The 21,843-nt window shown below is 57.9% G+C and carries 25 protein-coding genes and 1 pseudogene; all 26 read left to right on the top strand.

Annotation, left to right across the window (positions count from 1 at the left end):
- Positions 1 to 4: 4 nt before the first annotated feature.
- The 26 genes and pseudogenes from PF1751_RS18100 to PF1751_RS17980 all read left to right on the top strand — a co-directional run bounded on the left by PF1751_RS18100 (position 5) and on the right by PF1751_RS17980 (position 21,805).
- Entirely contained in the window at positions 5 to 490 is a 486-nt protein-coding gene (locus PF1751_RS18100) for a DnaT-like ssDNA-binding protein (RefSeq protein ID WP_044287486.1), read from the top strand.
- A 53-nt stretch (positions 491 to 543) separates the two neighbouring features.
- Entirely contained in the window at positions 544 to 1,287 is a 744-nt protein-coding gene (locus PF1751_RS18095; protein ID WP_044287484.1) for a hypothetical protein, read from the top strand.
- 87 nt (positions 1,288 to 1,374) lie between these two features.
- Positions 1,375 to 2,112 (top strand): hypothetical protein, encoded by a 738-nt coding sequence (locus tag PF1751_RS18090; RefSeq protein WP_044288145.1) that lies wholly within the window; start codon positions 1,375 to 1,377, stop codon positions 2,110 to 2,112.
- Between the two features lie 3 nt (positions 2,113 to 2,115).
- Entirely contained in the window at positions 2,116 to 3,093 is a 978-nt protein-coding gene (locus PF1751_RS18085; protein WP_044287483.1) for a major capsid protein, read from the top strand.
- 56 nt (positions 3,094 to 3,149) lie between these two features.
- Positions 3,150 to 3,455, top strand: coding sequence for a HeH/LEM domain-containing protein (locus tag PF1751_RS18080; protein ID WP_044287482.1), 306 nt, complete (start codon positions 3,150 to 3,152; stop codon positions 3,453 to 3,455).
- Between the two features lie 10 nt (positions 3,456 to 3,465).
- Entirely contained in the window at positions 3,466 to 3,843 is a 378-nt protein-coding gene (locus PF1751_RS18075; RefSeq protein ID WP_044287481.1) for a hypothetical protein, read from the top strand.
- A 2-nt stretch (positions 3,844 to 3,845) separates the two neighbouring features.
- On the top strand, positions 3,846 to 4,238 hold the full coding sequence (locus PF1751_RS18070) for a hypothetical protein (RefSeq protein ID WP_044287480.1): 393 nt from the start codon (positions 3,846 to 3,848) through the stop codon (positions 4,236 to 4,238).
- A 1-nt stretch (position 4,239) separates the two neighbouring features.
- The gene (locus PF1751_RS18065) at positions 4,240 to 4,884 is read left to right on the top strand and encodes a hypothetical protein (protein WP_044287479.1); all 645 of its coding nucleotides are present in this window, start codon (positions 4,240 to 4,242) and stop codon (positions 4,882 to 4,884) included.
- Complete coding sequence (locus PF1751_RS18060) at positions 4,881 to 5,309, top strand: phage tail terminator-like protein (RefSeq protein ID WP_044287477.1); 429 nt, start codon at positions 4,881 to 4,883, stop codon at positions 5,307 to 5,309. Before PF1751_RS18065 ends, PF1751_RS18060 begins: the two co-directional genes overlap by 4 nt.
- A gap of 39 nt (positions 5,310 to 5,348) precedes the next feature.
- Entirely contained in the window at positions 5,349 to 6,008 is a 660-nt protein-coding gene (locus tag PF1751_RS18055) for a phage tail protein (protein ID WP_044287476.1), read from the top strand.
- A 9-nt stretch (positions 6,009 to 6,017) separates the two neighbouring features.
- Positions 6,018 to 6,398: a phage tail assembly chaperone gene (locus PF1751_RS18050; protein WP_044287475.1), complete on the top strand. Its 381-nt coding sequence runs from the start codon at positions 6,018 to 6,020 to the stop codon at positions 6,396 to 6,398.
- Between the two features lie 17 nt (positions 6,399 to 6,415).
- The gene (locus tag PF1751_RS18045; protein WP_044287474.1) at positions 6,416 to 6,721 is read left to right on the top strand and encodes a DUF1799 domain-containing protein; all 306 of its coding nucleotides are present in this window, start codon (positions 6,416 to 6,418) and stop codon (positions 6,719 to 6,721) included.
- Positions 6,722 to 6,748: 27 nt separating this feature from the next.
- A complete protein-coding gene (locus tag PF1751_RS18040) occupies positions 6,749 to 9,802 on the top strand; it encodes a phage tail tape measure protein (protein ID WP_044287473.1) in 3,054 nt (1,017 codons plus the stop codon).
- Complete coding sequence (locus PF1751_RS18035; RefSeq protein WP_044287472.1) at positions 9,802 to 10,140, top strand: phage tail protein; 339 nt, start codon at positions 9,802 to 9,804, stop codon at positions 10,138 to 10,140. The genes PF1751_RS18040 and PF1751_RS18035 overlap by 1 nt, the downstream gene beginning before the upstream one ends.
- Positions 10,141 to 10,151: 11 nt before the next feature.
- On the top strand, positions 10,152 to 10,904 hold the full coding sequence (locus tag PF1751_RS18030; protein WP_044287471.1) for a phage minor tail protein L: 753 nt from the start codon (positions 10,152 to 10,154) through the stop codon (positions 10,902 to 10,904).
- Positions 10,905 to 10,906: 2 nt separating this feature from the next.
- Complete coding sequence (locus PF1751_RS18025; RefSeq protein WP_044287470.1) at positions 10,907 to 11,680, top strand: C40 family peptidase; 774 nt, start codon at positions 10,907 to 10,909, stop codon at positions 11,678 to 11,680.
- 149 nt (positions 11,681 to 11,829) lie between these two features.
- Positions 11,830 to 12,606, top strand: a pseudogene (locus tag PF1751_RS29925) (PAS domain-containing protein); the annotation flags it as partial.
- A 99-nt stretch (positions 12,607 to 12,705) separates the two neighbouring features.
- Positions 12,706 to 13,143, top strand: coding sequence for a methyl-accepting chemotaxis protein (locus PF1751_RS29920; RefSeq protein WP_420820069.1), 438 nt, complete (start codon positions 12,706 to 12,708; stop codon positions 13,141 to 13,143).
- A 231-nt stretch (positions 13,144 to 13,374) separates the two neighbouring features.
- Positions 13,375 to 13,797, top strand: a complete 423-nt coding sequence (locus PF1751_RS18015; protein ID WP_044287468.1) for a hypothetical protein — start codon at positions 13,375 to 13,377, stop codon at positions 13,795 to 13,797.
- 53 nt (positions 13,798 to 13,850) lie between these two features.
- Positions 13,851 to 14,444 carry a tail assembly protein gene (locus PF1751_RS18010; protein WP_044287467.1) on the top strand — a complete coding sequence of 198 codons (594 nt, stop codon included), beginning with the start codon at positions 13,851 to 13,853 and terminating at the stop codon, positions 14,442 to 14,444.
- Between the two features lie 59 nt (positions 14,445 to 14,503).
- Positions 14,504 to 18,067, top strand: a complete 3,564-nt coding sequence (locus PF1751_RS18005; RefSeq protein WP_044287466.1) for a TipJ family phage tail tip protein — start codon at positions 14,504 to 14,506, stop codon at positions 18,065 to 18,067.
- Positions 18,068 to 19,091: 1,024 nt separating this feature from the next.
- Complete coding sequence (locus tag PF1751_RS29530; RefSeq protein ID WP_052806514.1) at positions 19,092 to 20,132, top strand: pyocin knob domain-containing protein; 1,041 nt, start codon at positions 19,092 to 19,094, stop codon at positions 20,130 to 20,132.
- The gene (locus tag PF1751_RS28940; RefSeq protein ID WP_144407265.1) at positions 20,132 to 20,512 is read left to right on the top strand and encodes a hypothetical protein; all 381 of its coding nucleotides are present in this window, start codon (positions 20,132 to 20,134) and stop codon (positions 20,510 to 20,512) included. Before PF1751_RS29530 ends, PF1751_RS28940 begins: the two co-directional genes overlap by 1 nt.
- Positions 20,499 to 20,702 carry a hypothetical protein gene (locus tag PF1751_RS17990; protein ID WP_139136436.1) on the top strand — a complete coding sequence of 68 codons (204 nt, stop codon included), beginning with the start codon at positions 20,499 to 20,501 and terminating at the stop codon, positions 20,700 to 20,702. The genes PF1751_RS28940 and PF1751_RS17990 overlap by 14 nt, the downstream gene beginning before the upstream one ends.
- Positions 20,703 to 20,756: 54 nt before the next feature.
- Entirely contained in the window at positions 20,757 to 21,290 is a 534-nt protein-coding gene (locus tag PF1751_RS17985) for a glycoside hydrolase family 19 protein (protein ID WP_044287463.1), read from the top strand.
- A complete protein-coding gene (locus PF1751_RS17980) occupies positions 21,287 to 21,805 on the top strand; it encodes a lysis system spanin subunit (protein WP_021491118.1) in 519 nt (172 codons plus the stop codon). The genes PF1751_RS17985 and PF1751_RS17980 overlap by 4 nt, the downstream gene beginning before the upstream one ends.
- The last annotated feature ends 38 nt before the right edge of the window (positions 21,806 to 21,843 follow it).

Genomic DNA, 21,843 nt, shown 5'->3' with positions numbered 1-21,843 from the left:
GCCGATGCAGATCATCGTTGAGGACGGGAAGGGCAGGCCAGACGCGAATAGCTTCGTGCCGCTGGAGAAGCTGACCTTCTACCGCGACTACTACGGGTTCCGGATACCTGAAGCTGAGGCTGAGCAGGTCGAACTGCTGCTGCGCGCTGCGGCCGACATCAACAGTCGCCAGTGGAAGGGGCGCAAGGCCAATCCTGACCAGGCAATGGCCTGGCCCCGGCGTGACTGCAAGATCGAATACCAAACGCTTTCCGAGACATTCGTGCCCTTTGAGCTGGAATGGGGGCAGGTACGGCTGGCCGTCGAGTTATACGCTGTCGAGCAGGGCTTCCAGATCGAGGAGCCAACGTATTGCACTGAGCCCAATGGCCGGCGCACGCGGCTCAACCGAGATACGCCAGGGCTGCGCATGCGTCCGCCGCCCTATGCGCCGAGCAGGGCGCAGTTCGCCGATTACTTAGTGATGCGAGGTTTTTACGTCGTTCGATAACTGTAATGCGTAGAGGCACTAGGCTATCATTCAAGCTATCACAAGGAGGATTTATGAGTGAGCGCTTGATTAGTAGTTTTGCAATGGTCTTGATTTCTTTCACGCTGGGCATGGTTGTAGGTGTAGTCAACGTTGACTGGCTTGCCAATCATGTCTCCGTTACTGGAACGATTGGGGAATGGTTCGCGGGCCTGGCTACATTCTCTGCGGTGGTATTTGCTCTGTGGCAATCCTACGAGCATAGACATAAAGAGCGAATGAAAGCTCGGGTTCTTGATAACAATGCAATTGAGGACTGGTCCCTTAGCGTTGTTTCTGAGGGGTTGATTCCTGTTACGGTTGTTGATGTGGATTTGATTGTTGGTAAAGGATCCTACAAGTCGAAGCTTGAAAAGAAGAAGAACTTACAGCTAAGTTTTCCGCATAAGCTTGAGCGTGGCGAGGTTCTTCAGCTCATCGCTATGGAGAAGGAGAGTCTGTCAGGCTTTGCTGATTGGCTCCTAGCACCCTTTGTAAGTGAACTTAGCTCGAAAAATATCAATAAAGGGCGACTTGACTGTCAACTAAATGATGATTACTTTGATGCTTTAAGTTCGCTGTCTAAGTCTCAGTTAAAGATTGTAATTCACTTTGCTCATGAAAGTATTACTCATGTTGTCAGTAGTAGTCTGTTGAATAGGCTTGTTTGGGATCTGAGCGAGCGACATAAGGCGGATCAGCTTGAAAAGCTGCGAGAACGACAAGAGGGATACGACGAAGTTGACAGAATGCTAGGGCCGGATTTTTTTTCGAAGTAGTAATGAATAGCGAGTTTCAGAACCCAGCGAACGCTGGGTTTTTTTATGCCTGCAAAGCGGGCCGACCAAACCCAAGGGGTGCACCAAGTGGCAGACGAAAACCAGATTGATCTTGAAGACCCGGCAGTTCAGACCGCCATTGCTGCAGCCGTTGAGGCTGCAACCCTGGGCCTCAAGAACAAAAACACCGAGCTTCTTGGCTCGCTCCGGACCACGAAGACCGAGCTGGACGGCTTCAAGTCCCAGTTTGAAGGCCTGGACATCGCTGCCGTGAAAGGGCTACTGACCAAGGTTGGCCAGGATGAAGAGACCAAGCTGATTGCCGAGGGCAAGCTGGACGAGGTCATCACCCGCCGTACCGAGCGCCTGCGCACCGACTACGACACCAAGTTGGCCGCCGAAAAGGCCCGTGCCGATAAGGCAGAACAATTTGCCGCCAAGTACAGCGACAAGGTCCTGGCCGACTCCATCCGCGCTGCTGCCATCAAGGCCGGCGCGCTCCCTGAGGCTGCCGAGGACATCATCCTGCGCGCCCGGGGCACTTTCAAACTCAGTGAAGACGGCGAGGCGATTGCCACCGACCGTGACGGCGAGGTCGTTTACGGGAAGGACGGGAAAACCCCGCTGTCGCCGCTCGAATGGGCGGAATCTCTGCGTGAAACAGCAACACACCTGTGGCCAAGGGCTCAGGGTGCCGGGCAGACCGGCGACAACGGTGGCAAGGCCACGAAAAAGTGGGGCGAGTACACGGAAACCGAGCGCGCTGGGATCGCCCGTGACAACCCCGAGCTCTTCAAGAAAATCCAGGCCACCAAAGGAACCTAATCCATGGCAACTACCCAACTGACCGACATCTTCGTCGGTGACTACTACGCCTCCCTGGCACCGGTTAACAGCCCGGAAAAGACCGCTGTGTACGAGTCGGGCATTGTGACCCGCTCGCCTGTGCTGGATGCGATCGCCTCCGGCAGCCAAGGCACCGCCGAGATCAGCTACTGGCAGGATCTCAACGCCGATGAAGCCCCGAACATCAGCAACGACGACCCGAACGACCAAGGCGAAGTCGGCAAAGTCACCCAGGACAGCATGCGTGCCCGCGTTCTCTACCTCAACAAAGGCTACGGCGTCACCGACCTGACCGCTGAGCTGGCAAACAGCGAGCCTCAGCAGCAGATCCGCAACCGCTTCGGCACCTACTGGACCCGCCAGTGGCAGCGTTACACCCTGGGCGCGGCTCGCGGCATCATCGCGTCGAACATCGCGAACAACGGCGGTGACATGGTCATTGACGCGGGCGCGACCATCAGTGCGAACGCTTTCCAGGATGCCGCGTTTACCGCCGGCGACGCGGCTGACCAGTTCGGCGCGATCGGCGTGCACTCGGTGGTGATGAACCAGATGGTCAAGCAGGACCTCATCGAGTACCTGCGTGATTCTGACGGCAAGATCATCCTGGCCACCTACCTCGGCAAGCCAGTGTTCATGGACGACGCTCTGGTCTACGGCGCGGGCAAGTACCTGTCCGTGTTCTTCGGCCAGGGCGCTTTCGGTTACGGCGAAGGCACACCAAAGGTTCCGGTAGAACTGGAGCGGAAGCCCAGCGGCGGTAACGGTGGTGGTGCCGAAGTGCTGTGGGAGCGGAAGACCTACATCCTCCAGCCCGCAGGCTTCAGCTGGAAAGGCTCCGAGGCTCAAAACCTCAGCCCAACCGCGACTCAGTACGCAGCTGCTGCAAACTGGCAGCGCGTGTTCAGCCGCAAGCAAGTTCCCTTCGCTGCTGTCATCAGCGGTACCACCACGCCGTAATCCGGCCCACACAACCTGGCGTCTTTATCGGCGCCGGGGAGCTTTTGAGGTGACTCATGAAAGTGATCTACACGGACAAGCCGGGCAAAGAGCGCGGCGTGTGCTACCGCCTGCTGAGCGAATTCTTCGGTGTCATCGGCTCCGCTACCGAGGTGGTGGTCGATGGCGATGCCCCGGATATCTTCGATGCCTACCAATCGGCCGGCATCAAGGTGTCAGACGGCAAGGAGCCAGAGAGCAAAGAAACCGACCCTCTGAAAATGAAGGTCCCCGAACTGAAAGAATGGCTGACCGAGAAGGGTATTGCCTTCGACCCGTCCGCCAAGAAAGAAGACCTGCAGACCCTGGTGCCAGCGGAATAAGGACAAGCACATGACCGATTACATCACCGTCGCCGATGTTGACGCCCAGCTCGGTCCTGACTGGGCCGGCACCGGTGATCCGGTCCTTGCTGTGACCATGGCCAATGCCTGGCTCATGGCCAAGATTAAGCGGGCTGTTCCTGATCCGGTTCCGGCTGAGATCAAAACAGCCGGCGCCCAGGTTGCCAAAGAGGCGGCGGCGGGCAAGCTGTACACGGCCACGCAGAAGGAAGTGCAGAGCAAGACGGTCTCGGCCCAGTCCGGCACATCGGTGAGCAAAACCTACGTGGCGGGCTCAACCGATCAGTCGGCGGGGGTCAACTTCGCCCTGGCGCTGCTGGCTCCGTGGATCACGCGCTCCGGCGTGATGATGCTGAAGAGGATCTGACCGTGGGCATGCGCGAAGAGATCCAGGCCGAACTGGCGGAAGCATTCGACGATCCCGATGGCCTGGCCGACGCAGTCAAACCGGTGACAGGCGTGCGCAACGTTGCGGGTGAGTATGACCCCGACCTGGGTGGAGAAACGCCGGAGACCACCGTCACGTACTCGGGCCGCGGCGTTCTTGGCAGTTACTTGTCCAAAGAAATCGACGGCTCCCTCATCCAGACCAGCGACAAGAAGCTGCTGGTGCTGCAAAACGAGCTGTTCGTGTTGGAGGCCGGCGTTCCGACGGCGGTACCGGCTGCCCCGGCCATTGGCGATATCGTCAACGGGCTGCGGGTGATGAACGTGTCTGCGGACCCTGCTGATGCAACGTGGACGGCGCAACTGAGGAAATGACATGGCGACCCAATCCGGCAGCTTCGCCCTGAGCCTGGCCGAGTTCGCCGCCCAGGCCAGTGAAGCAATCGACGCGAGCCTGCGTGAAATCATCATCGAGATTGGCAGTAGCCTCATCCGTATGTCGCCGGTGGGCAACCCAGAGATATGGGCCGCGAACGTCGCTCACCGCGAATCCAATGCCCGCGCTGCCGATGACTACGACTTCAACGTCGCCGTCCGCAACACGCTCATCAACCTGACCGAATCGAACTTCACGAATGCGGGAAGTCTCAAGCGCGGCGTCAAATACGCCAAGCCGCTGACAAAGACTGAGCGCGACCAGAATTTCAACGTGAATGGCCTGGTGGCCGGTCAGGACTATGTCGGCGGCCGCTTCCGGGCGAACTGGAATTTCTCTATTGGCTCTGTCGACAACAGCTTCCGCATTCACCCGGACCCGACAGGGGCTGAGGCGACTGCGCGGCTTGTGGCGGGCGCCATTGAGTTCAAGGCCGGAGAAACGGCTTTCATCGTAAACAACTTGCCCTACGCGATTCCGCTGGAGTTCGGCCATTCAACCCAGGCTCCCGGCGGTATGGTGAGGGTAACCGTGGCTCGCTTTCAGCAGATCGTGCTGGAGGCTATCAGGAACAACAAGGTATGAGTCACGCACGAGCCCGTCAGGCCATCGAAACGAAGCTGGCTGCATGGGCGGCTGAGCGCCCGATACGAGTGGCCTACCCAAACCAGCCTTTTACACCAAGCGCTTCTGAAACGTATCTGCGAGCCTTCCAACTGCCGGCCAGCACAACCTGCCGCTATCTCAGCGGGGAGGCTTACGAATACGCCGGTGTTTATCAGGTCAGCATCGTCTGTCCCTCTGCGCAGGCCATGGTCACCGCCGAAGCGCTTATTGACGAACTGACCCGGCTGTTTCGCGTCGACACGCCACTGGCCCGCAATGGTTTCGAGGGCTTGATCACTGAGCCAGTAGATCAAGGTCCAACTATTACCGAGTCGGCGACCTACACGGTCCCGGCCAGCTTCACCTATCTGGGTGTCGCAGACCAACCGCCCGCTGGGGCATAACCTACCGCCGTCAGGCGGGCACTCAAGAGGAAATACACCATGGCCGCACGCTTCCCGCTGCCGAACGGCGCTGTGCTGGAGATCGCCAGCGTTTTGGGATCTGCTGTCCCATTCACCGCCTTGACCAATGCCAAACCTCCAGTCGCTGCATCTGTTGGACACAGCATTGAAATGGGCGACATCTTGCTGGTCAACTCTGGCTGGGCGCTCATCAATGACCGCGCTGTAAAAGCATCCGGGATTACTGCCGATGCCTTTTCCTTGGCTGGCCTCAATACCACCAACACCGACAAGTACACCCTCGGCGCAGGTGCCGGCTCAGTGATTCCTGTATCCGGCTGGACGCAGATCTCGAAGGTCACGTCCTTCACATCTTCCGGCGGCGAGCAGCAGTATCAAACTGTCGGCTACCTGGAGGATGATGACGACAAGCAGTTCCCCACCAACCGCAACCCGACCACGATCACTATCGTGGTGGAGGATCAACCCACGGCGCAGTACGTCGAAACCGTCGAAGGCTACGACGACACCAAGGAGTTGGCGGTGGTCCGCATGAAGCTGCGTAACGGCGATCAGATCCTCTATCCGGGCTATGTGAGCATCACACCCGACCCGACCATGGAGCGCAACAACGTCATGACGCGCACCATCAGTATCGGGCTTTCGGCTCGTTCGCTTCGCTACCTGGCTGGCGCATAAGGACTTCTCATGGCAAAGATCAGGATCGCCCAGAACCCAACATTCAAGGCATTCGTGTTGATCCCGGTAGTTGGGGAGGAGCCCGAGAAAATCGAGTTCACCTTCAAATATCGGGATCGCCCGGGACTTGCAGCCCTGTTCGATGATTGGAGCGCAAAGGGAAAGGAGATGCGCGCCAGTTTCGGTGAAGGCACCACTCTGTCTGATGTCGTTTCGGCCGAGACCGAGCTTCAGGTGCAGCAGATCAAGGATCTCGTTGTTGGCTGGGGCTTTGATGACAAGTTCGACGACAAGAGCATCCAGGCTCTTGTTAAGTCGTGCTATGGCACCGCCGAAGCGGTCGTGAGCGCCTATCAGAGCGCTTTTAGCCAGGCCCGCCTGGGAAACTGATATCGGCAGCCAAAGCCATGTACGAAAGTGGCCCATCTGCTGAGCAGTTGGGTGTTCTCGGGCTGACGGCTGCCGACCTTGATGATGAAGATGTCGAGGTCTGGCCCTGCAACTGGCCGGCCTTCCTGCTTTTCAACCGCATGTCCACCCAGTGGCGAGCAGGCTCGGGCGGCGCTATCGGCCTCGACTACAGCAGCATCCGCGACGTGGCCGGCTTCCTCGGCATCAAGAAAAATAAAATCGCTGAAATCTTCCCTGACCTTCAGGTGCTGGAAGGCGAAGCCCTGCGCGTTATGGCGGAGGAAAGGGAAAACAGCCCGTGACCATGGGCACTTATTCAAGGTGAGTCGATGAACATTGCAGAACTCGGCGTCAAGATCGACTCGGCCGATGCAATCCAGGCGAAAACAAGCCTGGATGAGATGGCGAAGGCCGGCGGCCGGGCCGAGCAGTCCGCCGTTTCGCTAATGAACGAAATGCAGGCCCTGGAAAAGTCGCTGTCCACTAGCGCAAAAACCACCCAGGACCTGGCAAAGCAGCGTGACGCCCTCGCCAAGCTGACCAAGACCGGCGCCTATGGCGAGGCAGAGGCGGCGAAGATCTCCGCTCAGTTGGACAAGCAGCAGATCGCCCTGGCCAAGTCGGCCATGGACGAGCAAAAGGCCCTGAATAGCCTGTTGGGTGCCATCGACCCGGCCCGCGCTGCGCTGGCGAAGCTGGATACTCAGGTCGAGCAACTGGGCAAGCACCTCGACGAAGGGCGAATCAGCCAAGAGCAGTACAACAGCGCCCTGGGCAAGATCGACAAGGATTACGCCAAGCTCGAAAAGACGGCCACCGGTTTCGACAAGCTGCGCCTCGGCACCCGCCAGGCGCAGGAAAACGTTGTGCAGCTGGGCAACGCGCTGTCGTCGGGGGATTGGGGTAGCGGCGTTCGTGCCGTGGCTCAGTTGGGCGCCGGTGCTGGCGCTGGTGCGGCTGGACTGCTCGCTATCCTGGCCCCGCTGGCCCTGGCCACTGCAGCCGTCGGTGGCCTCGCCGTTGCCTACTACAAGGGCAGCGAAGAGCAGAACCGCTATAACAAATCACTGATCCTTACTGGCAACTACGCCGGCGTGAGTGCCGGGCAGTTGGGCGACATGGCTCGGCAGGTCAGCGCTACCGTGGGCACCACCGGCCAGGCGGCCGCAGTCTTGGCGCTGCTGGCAGACAACGGCAAGATCGCCGGCGAGAGCTTCACTGGGATCACCCAGGCCGCCGTGTCGATGCAGGATGCCACCGGCAAGGCGGTCAGCGAGACTGTTGCTGAGTTCGTCAAGCTCGCCGATGACCCGGTAAAGGCATCTGCTGCGCTGAACGAGCAGTACCACTACCTCACCGCTTCGGTTTACTCGCAGATTGCCGCGTTGGAAGAGCAGGGTGACCACGCCGGCGCCGTAAAGCTGGCGACTGAGCAATATGCCGATGCGATCAACGAGCGCACGCCGAAGATTCTGGAGAACCTGAGTTTCTGGGAGAAAGGCTACAACGCGGTTGCACGCGCTGCGGACAACCTCAAGAATATCGGGCGCCCAGACATTGGTGCTGATATTGAACAGGCCCGCCGAGATCTGGCTAGCGCGCAGTCGGGTGACGTTGGCTTGTTCCAAAACAAGCAGGAGATGATCGATCTCTATCAAAACCGCCTGAATATGCTCGAGGACCAAAAGGCGGCGCAGGCTGAAATAGCCAAGTTGGAAGGCGACCAGGCAAAAGCTCAACAGGCCGCTGTCACGTCCATGCAAAAAGTCGACGCGCTCACCAAGTCTTCATGGACGAATGAACAGAAGCGGGCCAATGCGCTCAAGGACTACAAAAAGCAACTCGACGACATCCGTAAGGTTGCGCCGAATGACCCGCGCCTGGCCCAGGCAACGATCGACAAAAACATCGCCAACATCAACGACAAGTTCAAAGACCCGAAAACCGCCGGGACCCAAGTTGACCTGACCAGCTTCAACGACGCGAAGAACGCACTTGCGGCGATCACCGACACCTACAAAAACTACCAGAAGGAACTGGAAGCGGCGCAGAAGGCCGGCCTGCTGTCTGAGGAAGACTATCTGCTGCGGCGCCAGGCTCTGATTGGCAATCAGCTCGACCAAACCACGGCGGCGTACGAGGCTGAGATTGCCGCACTGGAGGCAGCGAAGCGCAAGAAAACCACGTCTGCCGCGCAAAGCATCCAGCTGGACCAGAAGATCGCCGACGCGCGCGCAGGGATGGTCAAGGCGCAGAAGGATGCGGATAGCCAGCTCGAGGTATTGGCGACCAACGAGACCGGGCGACTCGCCAAGCAGGAGCGGGCGATCAGCACATATGTGCAGGCGCTCGGGCAACAACAGCGCGCCCTGGAGCTTGCCGGCCAACGTGCAGTTATCGGCGTTGGGCAGGGCGATCGCCAGAACGCACTCAGCGGTGAGCTGAACAGCCAGCAAGATCGTTTCGCTCAGCAGTCGCTGGAGTTGGCCAACCAGAAATCCGACCCGTCCCGCAACATGTCCGAGGAAGAGTTCACCAGGAAGTCGCAGGCGCTTGCAGACGCGAACAAAGCGGCCACCGACCAGATCCGGCAGAACTACGCGGATGTGGAGAACGCCCAGGGCGATTGGACGAAGGGCGCGACGTCAGCCTGGGCCAACTACCTGGATTCGGCGCGCAACGTTGCCGGCCAGACCAAGGCCCTGTTCGGCAACGCCTTCAGCTCTATGGAAGATGCAGTAGCGAACTTTGCCATCAGCGGGAAGTTTTCGTTTGCTGACTTCACCAAGTCGATCCTGGCCGACATGGCTCGCATTGCCACCCGTCAGGCCAGTTCGGCACTGCTGAGCAGTTTGGTGGGTGCAACCGCGAGTTACTTCGGCGGCAGCGCTGCCGGTGGCAACGGATTGGCCGCCGGGTCTGCAGGTGCGGCATCGTCAAATCTTGGCGCGTCAGCGGCCGGCTATTCGGGCTCGTACTTCCCTCAAGCTCTGGGCGGCGCATGGTCAGGCGGTGTGCAGATGTTCGCCGATGGCGGCGCCTTCACAAACTCCATCGTCAGCAAGCCAACGGCATTCGGTATGGCTGGTGGCAAGACTGGAGTCATGGGCGAGGCGGGGGAGGAGGCGATCATGCCGCTGACCCGTACGTCCAGCGGGAAGCTTGGAGTTATGGCCATGGGCGGCGGCGGGGCGGGTGCTACTCAGATCAACGTCGAGGTGCATATCGATGGTGACGGCAACGCGTCATCCACTGCTGATGCGCCTGGCTACGATCTGTTCGGCAAAGAACTGGCGACCTTCGTAGAGCAGAAGTATCAAGAGTTACGCTCGAAGGACATGCGCCAAGGCGGCGTCATTAACAAAGCAATCAAGGGGCGCTGATGGCAATCGAACGATTCACCTGGGCTACGGAGAAGGGCGCAGAGGGGGATATCACCCAGCGCGTTCGCTCCAAGCAGTTAGGCGATGGATACGAGCAGTCGGTAGAGGATGGCCTCAACAACCGGTCGCAATCCTGGCCCGTGACCTTTACGGGCTTGAAGGGGCGCATCAAGGACATCATGGCGTTCCTAGATCGACACAAAGGGGCGAAGGGCTTCCTCTGGGAGCCGCCCCTGGGTGAGCTTGGCCTTTACAAGTGCAACGGCTACAAGCCCGTGCACCGCGGCGGCCAGGTCTACGCCATCACCGCCACCTTCCAGCAAACCTTTCATCCCTGAGATAACCGCCCATGGCACTGATCACGGACATCCAGAAACTGGAGCCCGGCGGCGAGATTCGCCTGTTCGAAATTGATGGGACCGAATATGGCGCGGATTACCTGCGCTTCCATGGGCACGCCATTCCGCACACGCCTGAGGAATTGCTGGCCTATGAGGGCTCGGAAGAGGACCTGCCGGCCAAGTCGATAATCTGGCAAGGTGAGGAGTACGCGGCGTGGCCGGTGCAGATTGAGGGTATTTCCTCGAGCAGTGACGGCACCGCCTCTCGGCCGACTTTCGCTGCCGGCAACGTCAACGGGCGCGTCACGGCGCTGTGTCTGGCCTTCGAGGACATGCTCAAGTTCAAGTTGACGGTTCGCGAAACCCTGGCCCAGTACCTGGATGCAGCGAACTTCCCAGAGGGCAACCCAACTGCTGATCCGACTCAGGAAGCGCTGGAGATCTGGTACATCGACCAGAAAACCAGCGAGGACGGTGAGGCGGTTGTCTGGGAGCTGTCTTCGCCGGGCGAGATCGACAACCACGGACTTCCCGGCCGACAGATGACGACGCTGTGCCATTGGAGCATGACAGGGGGATATAGAGGCCCTGATTGTGGATACACCGGCGCGGCCATGTTCGACGACGAGGACAACCCTACGGACGATCCAGCCAAGGATCAATGCAAGGGCTGTCTGTCGTCCTGCAAGTTGCGCTTCGGTGAGAACAACGAACTTTCCTTTGGCGGATTCCCTGCCGTATCCCTCATTGCTCGGAGCTGACCATGCGCAAGCACATAATTGCGGCTATCCAGGCGCACGCGGCGGCGGAATACCCCCGCGAGTGCTGCGGCCTGCTGCTGGCCGTTGGCCGGGCGCAGAAGTACTACCCGTGCCGGAACATCGCCACGGAGCCCAACGAAGAGTTCCGGCTGGACCCAGAGGACTACGCTGCGGCGGAAGACCTTGGCGAGGTGATCGGCATCGTTCACTCGCACCCGGACGCCACCAGCAGGCCTTCACCGCATGACTTGGCCATGTGCGAGGCCACGGCCTTGCCCTGGCACATCCTGTCTTGGCCGGAGGGCGACATGCGCACGATCACACCAACGGGCAGCACGCCGCTGCTCAAGCGCCCGTTCGTGCATGGCGCCTGGGACTGCTGGCAGGTCTGCGCTGACTGGTATGCCCGCGAGTGGGGCCTTGAATTCGAAACCTTCCAGCGCACCGACGGTTGGTGGGAGAGCGCGAAAAACGCAAGCTTGTACGAGAAGCACTACGAGGCGGCCGGATTCGTGCGCGTCGACCGGCCAGAACGCGGCGATCTGATCGTCATGCACGTAGGGCGCACAGTGCACCCGAACCACGCCGGGATCTACTTGGGGACTGATCCTGCGCTAGCCGACGAAGAGTCGAGCACCTTCGGCCCCGGCCCGTTCCTGCTGCACCACCTGTACGGCAGGCCGTCCGAGATAATCGTCTACGGCGGCCCTTGGAATGACCGAACACGCCTGATCCTCAGGCACAAAGGTGCTCAGAGCCATAAAGTTTCCATATAGGCACAGTGAGATCGAGCTCTTCAACTTCAGAGTGTCGCAACGTCTTTGTTTAACTACGCTTTGCGTAGCAAAACTGTTTTTCCTCGGATGCCCTCAATTTGCGCAAGGAGATGCCGATAGGATTGCTATGACCTAAGAGGCGATTTCCTATGTTCAACGCTAAGCTTAAAAAGCAGCTTCAATCACAAGACAGCGAATTGTTTGAGCTACGCCAGCTACGCGATGGCCTGAACCGTGAAATGTTGACGTTGAGTATTGACTCGACGTTTAAAATTACGGGATGCAACGAAAACTTTGGAACGGCGTTGGGGTACGCTCCGGATCGACTTCTAGGTCGTGCCATGGCAGAGATTGTTCCACAGTACGTCTCCCAGTTGCCGTGCTTTCATAACTTCCGAGCAGCAGTTGCTGCAGGCAAGTCTATAACTGACGATTACAGGTACATTCATGCTGATGGTTCATTGGTGTGGATTCATGCTCATTGGCAACCGATCATGGATGCGAGCGGCCAATTGAGTCATGTCACTTGTTATGCGACAAATATTACGTCACGAGTTGAAAAAGCCTCAGAAAATGCTTCATTTATTGAGGCGTTATTACGTTCTACGGCGGTAATCGAGTTCGATCTCTCTGGGCATGTACTAATGGCAAACGATCAATTTTTACAAGCCATGGGTTATAGCTTGGGACAAGCGAAAGGGAGCCACCACCGTATTTTCTGTAAACCAGAACAAGTTTCTTCCCAAGAGTACAAGGATTTCTGGTCAACTTTGAACAGGGGTGAGTTCGTTGCTGGCCGATTCGAACGTATAGACAGCCGCGGCCAAACGGTATGGTTGGAGGCAACCTATAACCCGGTTTACGACACCGAAGGGAAACTTTGCAAAGTGGTTAAGTTCGCGACGGTAGTATCCGATCAGGTGGCCCGCGAGCAAGAAGTCAGCGGGGCAGCTCAAACAGCATTTGAAATATCTCAGCAAACTGATGTCAGCGCACAGCGAGGAGCAGTCGTAGTCAACGATACTATGCATACAATGCGCAAAATTGCCGTTGACATGCAGGCGGCCTCCGGGGGAGTAGAAGCGCTGGGCAAGCAGTCACTGTTGATCAGCTCCATTATTCAGACAATCAGTAGTATCGCCCAGCAAACCAACCTTTTGGCTTTAAACGCAGCGATTGAAGCTGCTCGCGCAGGCGAGCAAGGTCGAGGCTTTGCCGTTGTGGCTGATGAGGTCCGACAGCTAGCTGGAAGAACCAGCACAGCTACCGAAGAAATCGCTTCAGTTGTGCTGCAAAACCAGAAACTGGTAGATGAAACCGTCGCAGAGATGGCAAATAGCAGATCTCAAGCCGAGCAAGGGCTTGAACTTGCCACTCAGGCAGGCCAGGTTATTGTTGAAATTCAAGATGGCGCCAAGCGAGTGGTTGATGCGGTGGGTAGGTTCGCTACACAAGTGGCTTAGCAATTGAGTTGGCTCTCTAAAAGGTTTAGCGAGGGTTTGACGTTCATCTGGTGGGCAATCATTGCAATAGGACTGCATTCCAATACGCCCTATTTGCGAGGCTAGATAAAACTGTGGTTTATCTGGAGGCCGATTAACCTCCTCTGAACCCTAAGAGCCACGCATATGCGAGGCTTTCGTTTTTGCCCCTTTTTAGGTGATAAAATCCTGAGAAATCAAAGAGGGAACGACATGCGGATTTTGATAGCTGCGGTAGCGGTGATGGTGCTGGCGGGTTGTGCATCCACGGCGATTTCAGTACGTGATGCGAAGCCGGTGCCTGCGGATGAGCTATATGCATTTCAGTCCAAGCCGTCAGGTGAGAGCGGAAAAATTACGGTGGTGCGCGACTCCGGCGCGGTCGGCTCGGGGTGCGACATCGTTGTTTATGTCGACGGACGAAGGGCTGCAAAAATCGGCACCGGCCAGCGGGCTACATTCTACCTTCCGCCAGGCTCCCCCAATCTCGGCACTGGTCTGGCTGGCTCTGGTTTGTGTGCAGGCGCTGCAATCCGGACCATTGCGGCGACGGTGCAGCCCGGCAAGGAAAGCCTCTACAGGATCAGCGGGGATATGTCGGGCTTCTACATCGGACCATACGTCGAGTACAACTGAAACCAAACCATCCAAACCGCCTTCTGGCGGTTTTTTTACGCCCGGAGAAAGCAATGCAAGCCCCTGCAATCAACTACCAACCCATGACGACTATTCGGCTACACGGGCAACTCCGGCAATTCGGGAAGTCGTTCCGACTTGCAGTTAAGTCTCCGGCGGAAGCTATCAAGGCCCTTTGCGTGCAGATCCCCGGGTTTGAGCGTTTTCTTTCGAATGCTAAATCGCGGGGGCTTGAGTTCGCAGTCTTCCGCGATAAGCGCAACATCGGCGAAAAAGAGCTGAGCTATAACGGGACCGGTGATATCCGTATCGCCCCCGTCGTGGTTGGTAGCAAGCGCGGAGGTGTTCTTCAAACCATTGTCGGAGCGATTTTGATTGTCGTGGGTGTGATTTTCTCGGCAACGCCTTTCGGTACTCCTCTCATCGGCGCTGGTATTGGCCTTGTCGCCGGCGGAGTGATCCAAATGCTCAGCCCCCAGGCCGGCGGCCTCAAGACCAGCGCCGCTCCGGAAAATACCCCCGGCTACGCCTTCGGTAGCGCCAAGAACACCACGGCATCCGGTAACCCGGTACCGCTCTGCATCGGCGAGCGCCGGTGGGGCGGCGCGATTATCAGCGCTGAGATCTACGCAGAAGATCGCATGTAACTATCACTTGCAGCACCGCAGCCGCCCATGAGGCGGCTTTTTATTGCCTGGAGAAAAGCATGGGCGCAGCACACAAAATCGACGTTTATGGCGCCAAGGGCGGATCGGATAAGCCCAAAACACCTACTGAAGCGCCGGATAGCCTGCGCTCTGTCGCCATGGCAAAGATGCTGATCGCCGTGGGCGAGGGAGAGTTCGAAGGCACACCTACCGCGCGCGATATCTTCCTCGACAACACCCCGCTTCAAGACCCCCAAGGCAACATGAACTTCCCGAACGTTAAATGGGAGTGGCGCACCGGGGCGGTAGACCAAACCTATATCCAAGGCATCCCGTCGATCGCTAACGAAACAACGATCGGTACGGAGTTGCGCAGTGGCACGCCCTGGATTCGAGCCATCACCAATACTCAGCTTTCTGCTGTGCGCGTGCGCTTTGCCTGGCCGGCACTTCAATCCGTCGACTCGGGCGGGAACATCAACGGGTACACGATTGGCTACAAGGTCGAGCTGGCAACTGACGGCGGTGCCTACCAGGAAGTCCTGAATGAGGCCGTGTCCGGAAAGACTACAAGCGTCTACGAGCGCACGCGCCGCATCGATTTGCCAAGGGCGAGTTCTGGTTGGCTGATGCGGATCACTCGCCTGACCGCGAACCAGAACAACAACAAAATCTCCGACACCATGCAGATTGCCGGCTTCACCGAGGTAATCGACGCGAAGATTCGTTACCCGAACACCGCGCTGCTTTTCATTGAGTTCTCGGCAGAACAGTTCCGAAGCATCCCGGCCGTGACCGTGGGCTGCAAGGCTCGAAAATGGTCGGTTCCGAGCAACTATGACCCGGCATCGCGGACATACAGCGGCGTGTGGGACGGTACCTTCAAGGAGGCCTACACCAACAATCCGACATGGGCGACGCTTGGTATCACTACCAACGACCGTTTCGGCCTGGGCCGTCGCATCAAGCCGTGGATGGTGGACAAGTGGGAGCTCTACCGAATTTCCCAGTACTGCGACCAACTGGTGCCGGACGGGAAGGGCGGCGAGGAGCCTCGTTTCATCTGCAACCTGAACCTGCAGAGCAAGGCTGACGCTTGGTCGCTGCTGCGCGACATTTCGGCGATTTACCGCGGCATGACCTACTGGGCCCAAGGCCAGGTCTTCACTCTGGCGGACATGCCACGGGCTACTGACTTCGACTTCGCCTATACCCGGGCGAACGTCATCGACGGCAAGTTCACCTACTCAAGCGCATCGGAGCGCACGCGCTACACCAGGGCACTGATCAGCTACGACAACCCGCTCAACAACTACGATACCGACGTCACCGCCGTGACCGATGCCAAGTTGCAGCGGCGCTACGGCGATAACCCGCTGGAGATCAGCGCGATTGGTTGCACCCGCGAGTCGGAGGCGCAGCGCCGCGGTAAGTGGGCGTTGCTCACCAACTCCAAGGACCGGGCCGTTACCTTCAAGGTCGGCCTCGATGGGCGTATCCCGCTGCCTGGCTACGTGATCCCTATCGCCGACGAACTTTTGGCCGGTCGGCCGGTTGGCGGGCGTATCTCGGCGGTGAACGGCAAGGTCATCAAACTGGACCGTGATACCCAGGCCAAGCCCGGTGACAGGCTGATCCTCAACCTGCCAGACGGCAAGTGCGAGGGGCGCACCGTACAGTTGGTCAGCGGCCGACAGGTCACCGTTACCGTTGCCTACTCCGTTGCGCCCGAACCCGAACTGGTGTGGGCGCTGGATGCCGACGATCTGGCAATCCCGTTGTACAGGGTGGTAAGCGTGGCCCGGCCGGAGCCAGGCGTGTTCGAGATCTCGGCCGTGCAGTACGACCCAAGCAAGTTCGATCACATCGACTCCGGTGCCCGGCTGGAAGAGCGTCCAATCAGCGTTGTGCCGATTACCGTAGTTCCCGCGCCGGCAAGCGTCACGCTCACATCCAGCTACGCCGTAAATCAGGGTATTGCGATCAGCACCATGAACATTTCGTGGCCAGCTGTTGCTGGCGCGGTTGCCTATGACGTGGAGTGGCGCAAGGACAGCGGAAACTGGATCAAGGTGCAGCGCACGGGTTCGACCAGTGTCGACGTCACCGGCATCTATTCGGGCGCCTACGTGGCCCGGGTCCGCTCGGTGAGCGCCTTCGAGATCTCTTCGATCTGGAAAAGCTCCAGCCTAACCAACATGGAAGGGAAGGTCGGCCTGCCGCCTGCGGTTTCGTTCCTGACCACCACCAGCGAACTGTTCGGCATCGGCATAAAGTGGGGCTTCCCTGCTGGCGCCGAGGATACCCAGCGCACCGAGCTGTGGTATGGCCCCGCGAACGACCTGGGAGCGGCGACCAAGCTGGCCGACCTGGCTTACCCGCAGGCCGATTACCGGATGCAGTCGCTTCTGGCGGGCGCAACCTTGTTCTTCTGGGCGCGCCTGGTGGACCGGACCGGCAACGTCGGGCCGTTCTATCCGGTGGTAGACGGTGTGGTGGGCCAGGCCAGCTCGGATGCTGGTCCGATCCTTGGGATGCTTGCCGGCAAGATCAGCAAAACCGAGCTTGGCCAGGACCTGCTCAGCGACATCGAGAAGATCCCGGACTTGCAAGCCCAGATCGACGCACTGGACGGGCTCGGTGCATACGTTTCGGGTCAGGTCTACCTGAAAGGGCAGATGGTGGTGGCAGGGGATCGAATCTACCAGGCGAAAGTAGAGGTGCCGGTCAACAACCCTCCACCGAACACCACCTATTGGCTGGATGTAGGTCAATCGATTGAGACGGCCAATGGCTTGGCACAGCAGGTCTCCACCAACACCGCCGACATTACCAAGTTCGACGGCGTGGTCACCGCCCAGGCCAGCACCACCAACGTCCTGCGGGCTGCGGCGCGTGATGACAGCGGGAACGGAGCGAAGGCTGACGCGCTGAAAGGTTGGGCCAGCACGGCCGCGATCGTTCAGGAGAGCAAGGTCAGGGCGTCAGAAACGGAGGCCAGCGCCGAGCGAACCACGATCCTTGACGCCAAGGTCAACCAGAACGCTGCGAACGTCACCTTGCTGGAAAGCACGGTAGCCAACAACAAGCAGGCCTCGGCACAGCAAATAGCTCAGGTCAGCGCGGAGGTGGCGGACAACAAAGCAGTGATTCAGCAGACAACGTCAGCCCTTGCCGACACCAACAACAAGCTGTCGACAATCTGGTCGGTGAAGATGGAGACCACGGCTGGCGGCCAGAAGTATGCCGCATCGTTCGGCCTGGGCCTGCAGGTTGACCCGTCCGGTGTTTCTTCGCAGTTCGTCGTCAGGGCTGACACGTTCATGCTTTTGAACCTGACCAATGGCACACCGGTGTCTCCGTTCTCGGTGTCTGGTGGACAGACCTTCATCCGGTCCGCTTTCATCCAGGACGGCACGATCACCAACGCCAAGATCGGCAACTACATCGAGTCGAATAACTACGTGGAAGGCACCAGCGGCTGGAAGTTGTTCTTCGATGGTACCTTTGAAATCAACGGCGCATTCGGTGGGCAGGCGCGCCAGGTGATCAATAACAGAGGCGGCAAAGTCTTCGATGAAAACGGCGTGAAACGCTACCAGTGGGGAGATCTGTCCGCATGAGTTTCGGGATAAGAATCTGGGGCCCCACTGGTGCCCTTGAACTGGATGAGACCTCGTTTACTGTGAGGGTGGTGTATTCGGCTGTTGTGGCTTTCGTTACCGGCGGGAATCGGTCTCAAACAATTCCAATTGCTGGAGTTTCTCCCGCAACGCACTCAGTTGTATGCATTCCAATCGGGGCCTACCCTCAAGATCCAAATGCGCAAAACCTATCTGCCATTCAATATGAGCCACAGGTTTACGATGGGGGCGTCATTGTTTGGTTCGGAAACCGTGCGCAGCCGAGTGGAACAGTTGGGATTGGTCCTCAAAGACTTTTAGTTATGAGGTATCGATAGATGAGCTATGGCGTACAGTTCACTAATAACAATGATGTAGTGACACTTGATTCCGAGTTCTCGCGGTTAGTGGTTTTGCAGCGGGGGAGGTACCAAGGGGGCGCGTCATTTAGCGCACCTATAACCAGCGCGGAGCCGCCACTGGTATTCGTAAGGCCGGACGCCACCACTACGTTCAGCTACGCCACGATCGCCGGAAGCCCGGGAAACTGGACTGGGTTTTCGTTTCTTGGTGGAGGAGCGGGAAACTTTTTTGTTGCTGCCTATAGCTCAACCCCTACCGCAACTTATGGGATCAGGATATGGGACGGATCGACAAAGTTGCTTTTTGACAGTGGCACCCCCTGCGCCCAGTTCACTCGGACTATTTCAGCGTGGACCTATCTCGGCTCTAGCTCTACCGGCCAGGGGACCACGCGTAGCAATTGGACGGCAACTAGTCCTTTAGATACGGGTGACTTCATGCTCATCAATAACATAGGCATGGACGTAGCCGGAGCAAGCACGCGCGCCGCAAAACTGTATTGCACTTGGGACTATGGATCAAACAGATTATTGATGTGGGTGGTCGGGGTAGCCAACTCCACGTCTTTCTTCATACCAGTTGTATTTGCAAAGCCAATAAGCTGAATTAATGCCAACCACCTATGCCGCCTAGAGCGGTTTTTTATTGCCTGGAGAAAACTATGGTTTGGCAAAGAGCCGGAACAGTCGCCGTACAGAACGGCAGCAGCACAGTCATAGGCACGAACGTAGATTTCGCAGCCAGCAGCAGGATTGGGGATTCGTTCGTTGGTCCTGATGGTGCGACATACGAGCTGGCCAACGTCGCAAGCTCCACTGTTATCTCTATTCTGCCTGCTTACAAAGGACCGACCGTAAGCGGTGCGGCCTACGCTATTATGCCCGTGCAGGGCTACGACAAGATGCTGTCGGATGCCTTCAACAACCTGAATAACCAATTTGGGGCTAAGCTGGCTGCGCTGGGCACGACGGGTAACTATGACATCCTGCCAGAGACAAAGGGTGGAACCGGAAGAACAGCGGTAGGGACGGCTATATCAGCTAATGTCGCCATAAGTTCATCTGACGCTACATCGGGTCGCTTGCTAGCGGTCGGACATGCTGGATTTAACGGCGGTGGCGGGCTGGTTCAGCCATCAAGCGTAGATGCAAATTCATTAATAACGTCCGGGGTATATATATTCTCAAACGGAGGAAACGCAAATACCCCTACAAACTTGGGTTACATGATTGTCCTCACGCACCCCTCAGCTGGTTATTGCCGCCAGGTATTCAAGAGTTTCAACACAAATGCGTACTTTGAGCGCTTCCAGTCAACCGGAACCTGGAGTGCCTGGGATCAGGTTTACGGAGCCACATCATCAGTTCTTGATCCGCAAACTGCCGGCGGACTCATGTCCATGACTGCGGTTAGTGGATTCACCGTATTCAAGTATGCAAACGGTCAAATGATTGTTCAAGGGCCGGTGCCCACAACTGCAATTATTGCGGCTAACACTCAATTTGTAGTTAGCGTTTCAATTCCCGTCAGTTTTCCCGTCGGGTTCGTAACATTGGTTGGCACCCTTTACCCATCAGTTGGCAATGATTTTGCCATACGGAACACCCAGGCCCCTGGGACGACTGCGTACCTGTTTTGTGCCAACGGCACCTCAGCTCAATCTTTTTCGGGGAACATAGCCCTTTTTGGTAGGTGGAAATAATGAAAATTAAGCTGTGGGCCTGCTTAATGGACGGGCATTTAGATGCCTCGATTAGTGGTGACATCATCACTATCAATGGGGAGGCCATTGATCTATCCGGTATTCCGTCGGGTTTTCGGCTTCCGGGTAGCGCGGTCGGCAATAGGTTTTTTGTCGAGTCTGACTACGTTGAGCGGATAGGAAAAACACTTCACCTAACTTTACGTCTTCCAGTGGCTTGGGATAGCCCGGAGGAGTTTCGAAACCCAGCAGAGCCTATTGTAATTGATGCTCGCAGTGGGCCTGTGAAGTTTCCCGACACGTCGCCGGCAACCCCCCGACCTGTACAACATCCGGAAATATTTGAGGTATCAGAAAATGGTGGACTTGAGCAAGCTTGAGCCGATCAAAACCGCGCAGGACGAATCTGATCAAATCAGCCTGGACCAGGCGCGCGCATACCTGAACGAAACCAATTGGCATGCCTTCGCCTTACTTGAAGATGGCACGCCGATACCCGACGACATTAAGCAGGCGCGAGCCAATGCCAGGGATACTATAAATCGTCTCGGACCACCGACATCGGCTTGATCCAAAAAAACACCGACACCGCCTAGAGCGGTTTTTTTTCGTCTGGAGAAAAGCATGCCGATCACTGAGCAGCAGTTGCTGCAGATCCTCCCGAACGCCGGCCACCAAGCCGGCGTTTTTGTTCCTGCCCTGAACACGGCCATGAACCGCTATGGCATCGTGGGCACCGCGCGCGCTGCTGCATTCATCGCCCAGGTTGGGCACGAATCCGGCCAACTACGCTACGTGCGCGAGATTTGGGGGCCCACTGCGCAGCAACTCACGTACGAAGGCCGTGTCGATCTGGGAAACACCGTTAAGGGTGACGGCTCGAAGTACCGTGGGCGCGGACTGATCCAGATCACCGGGAGAGCCAACTATGCCGCATGCGGGGAAGCCCTGGGCCTGGACCTGATCAACAGGCCCGAGCTGCTCGAGCTGCCCCAGCACGCGGCGATGTCTGCGGCCTGGTTCTGGTCCACCAAGGGGCTGAACACGCTGGCGGATCAGGGGGAGTTCACGAAGATCACCCGCCGCATTAATGGCGGTCTCAACGGCCTGGAAGATCGCTTGCAGTTGTGGGAGCGGGCGAAAAAGGTGCTGGCATGACGCCGGTACAGAAGCTGGCCGGTTTGGTGGTGCTGATCCTGGTGCTAATGGCGACCGCCGCCGGCGTCACCTGGCAGGTGCAGGACTGGCGGATGGGCGAGAAGCTTTCCGAGCAGGCCGGCCTGCACAAGGACGACCTGGCGGCGATCAGCAGTGCCGCCGCCGCCCAGACCAGAACTGAGCAGGACAAGCGCCTGGCCGCAGAACAGAGAGCGGCCGCCGCAGACCAACAACACTCCCTGGAGCTTTCCAATGAACAACGCAAGCAAGCTGCTCTGCGCGATCGCCTTGCCACTGCTGATGTACGGCTGTCAGTCCTTCTCGACGCCACGGATTCAGCCAGTGACTGCAACGTGCCTACCACCCCCGGCGCCGTCGGCGTGGTTCATGCAGCCCGTCGAGCCCAACTTGACCCAGCGCATGCTCAACGAATTATCGCCATCACCGACGCCGGCGACCAAGGACTGATCGCGTTGAGGGCTTGCCAGTCGTACGTCAGAACCATTAGGCCCTGATCAACACTCCAGATCGCAAAATTAACACGACCCAAAAT

The organism is Pseudomonas simiae (assembly GCF_000934565.1).
Lineage (GTDB): Bacteria > Pseudomonadota > Gammaproteobacteria > Pseudomonadales > Pseudomonadaceae > Aquipseudomonas > Aquipseudomonas simiae.
The sequence above is the reverse complement of the archived record's forward strand: the minus strand, read 5'-3'. Positions and strand labels throughout refer to the sequence as shown.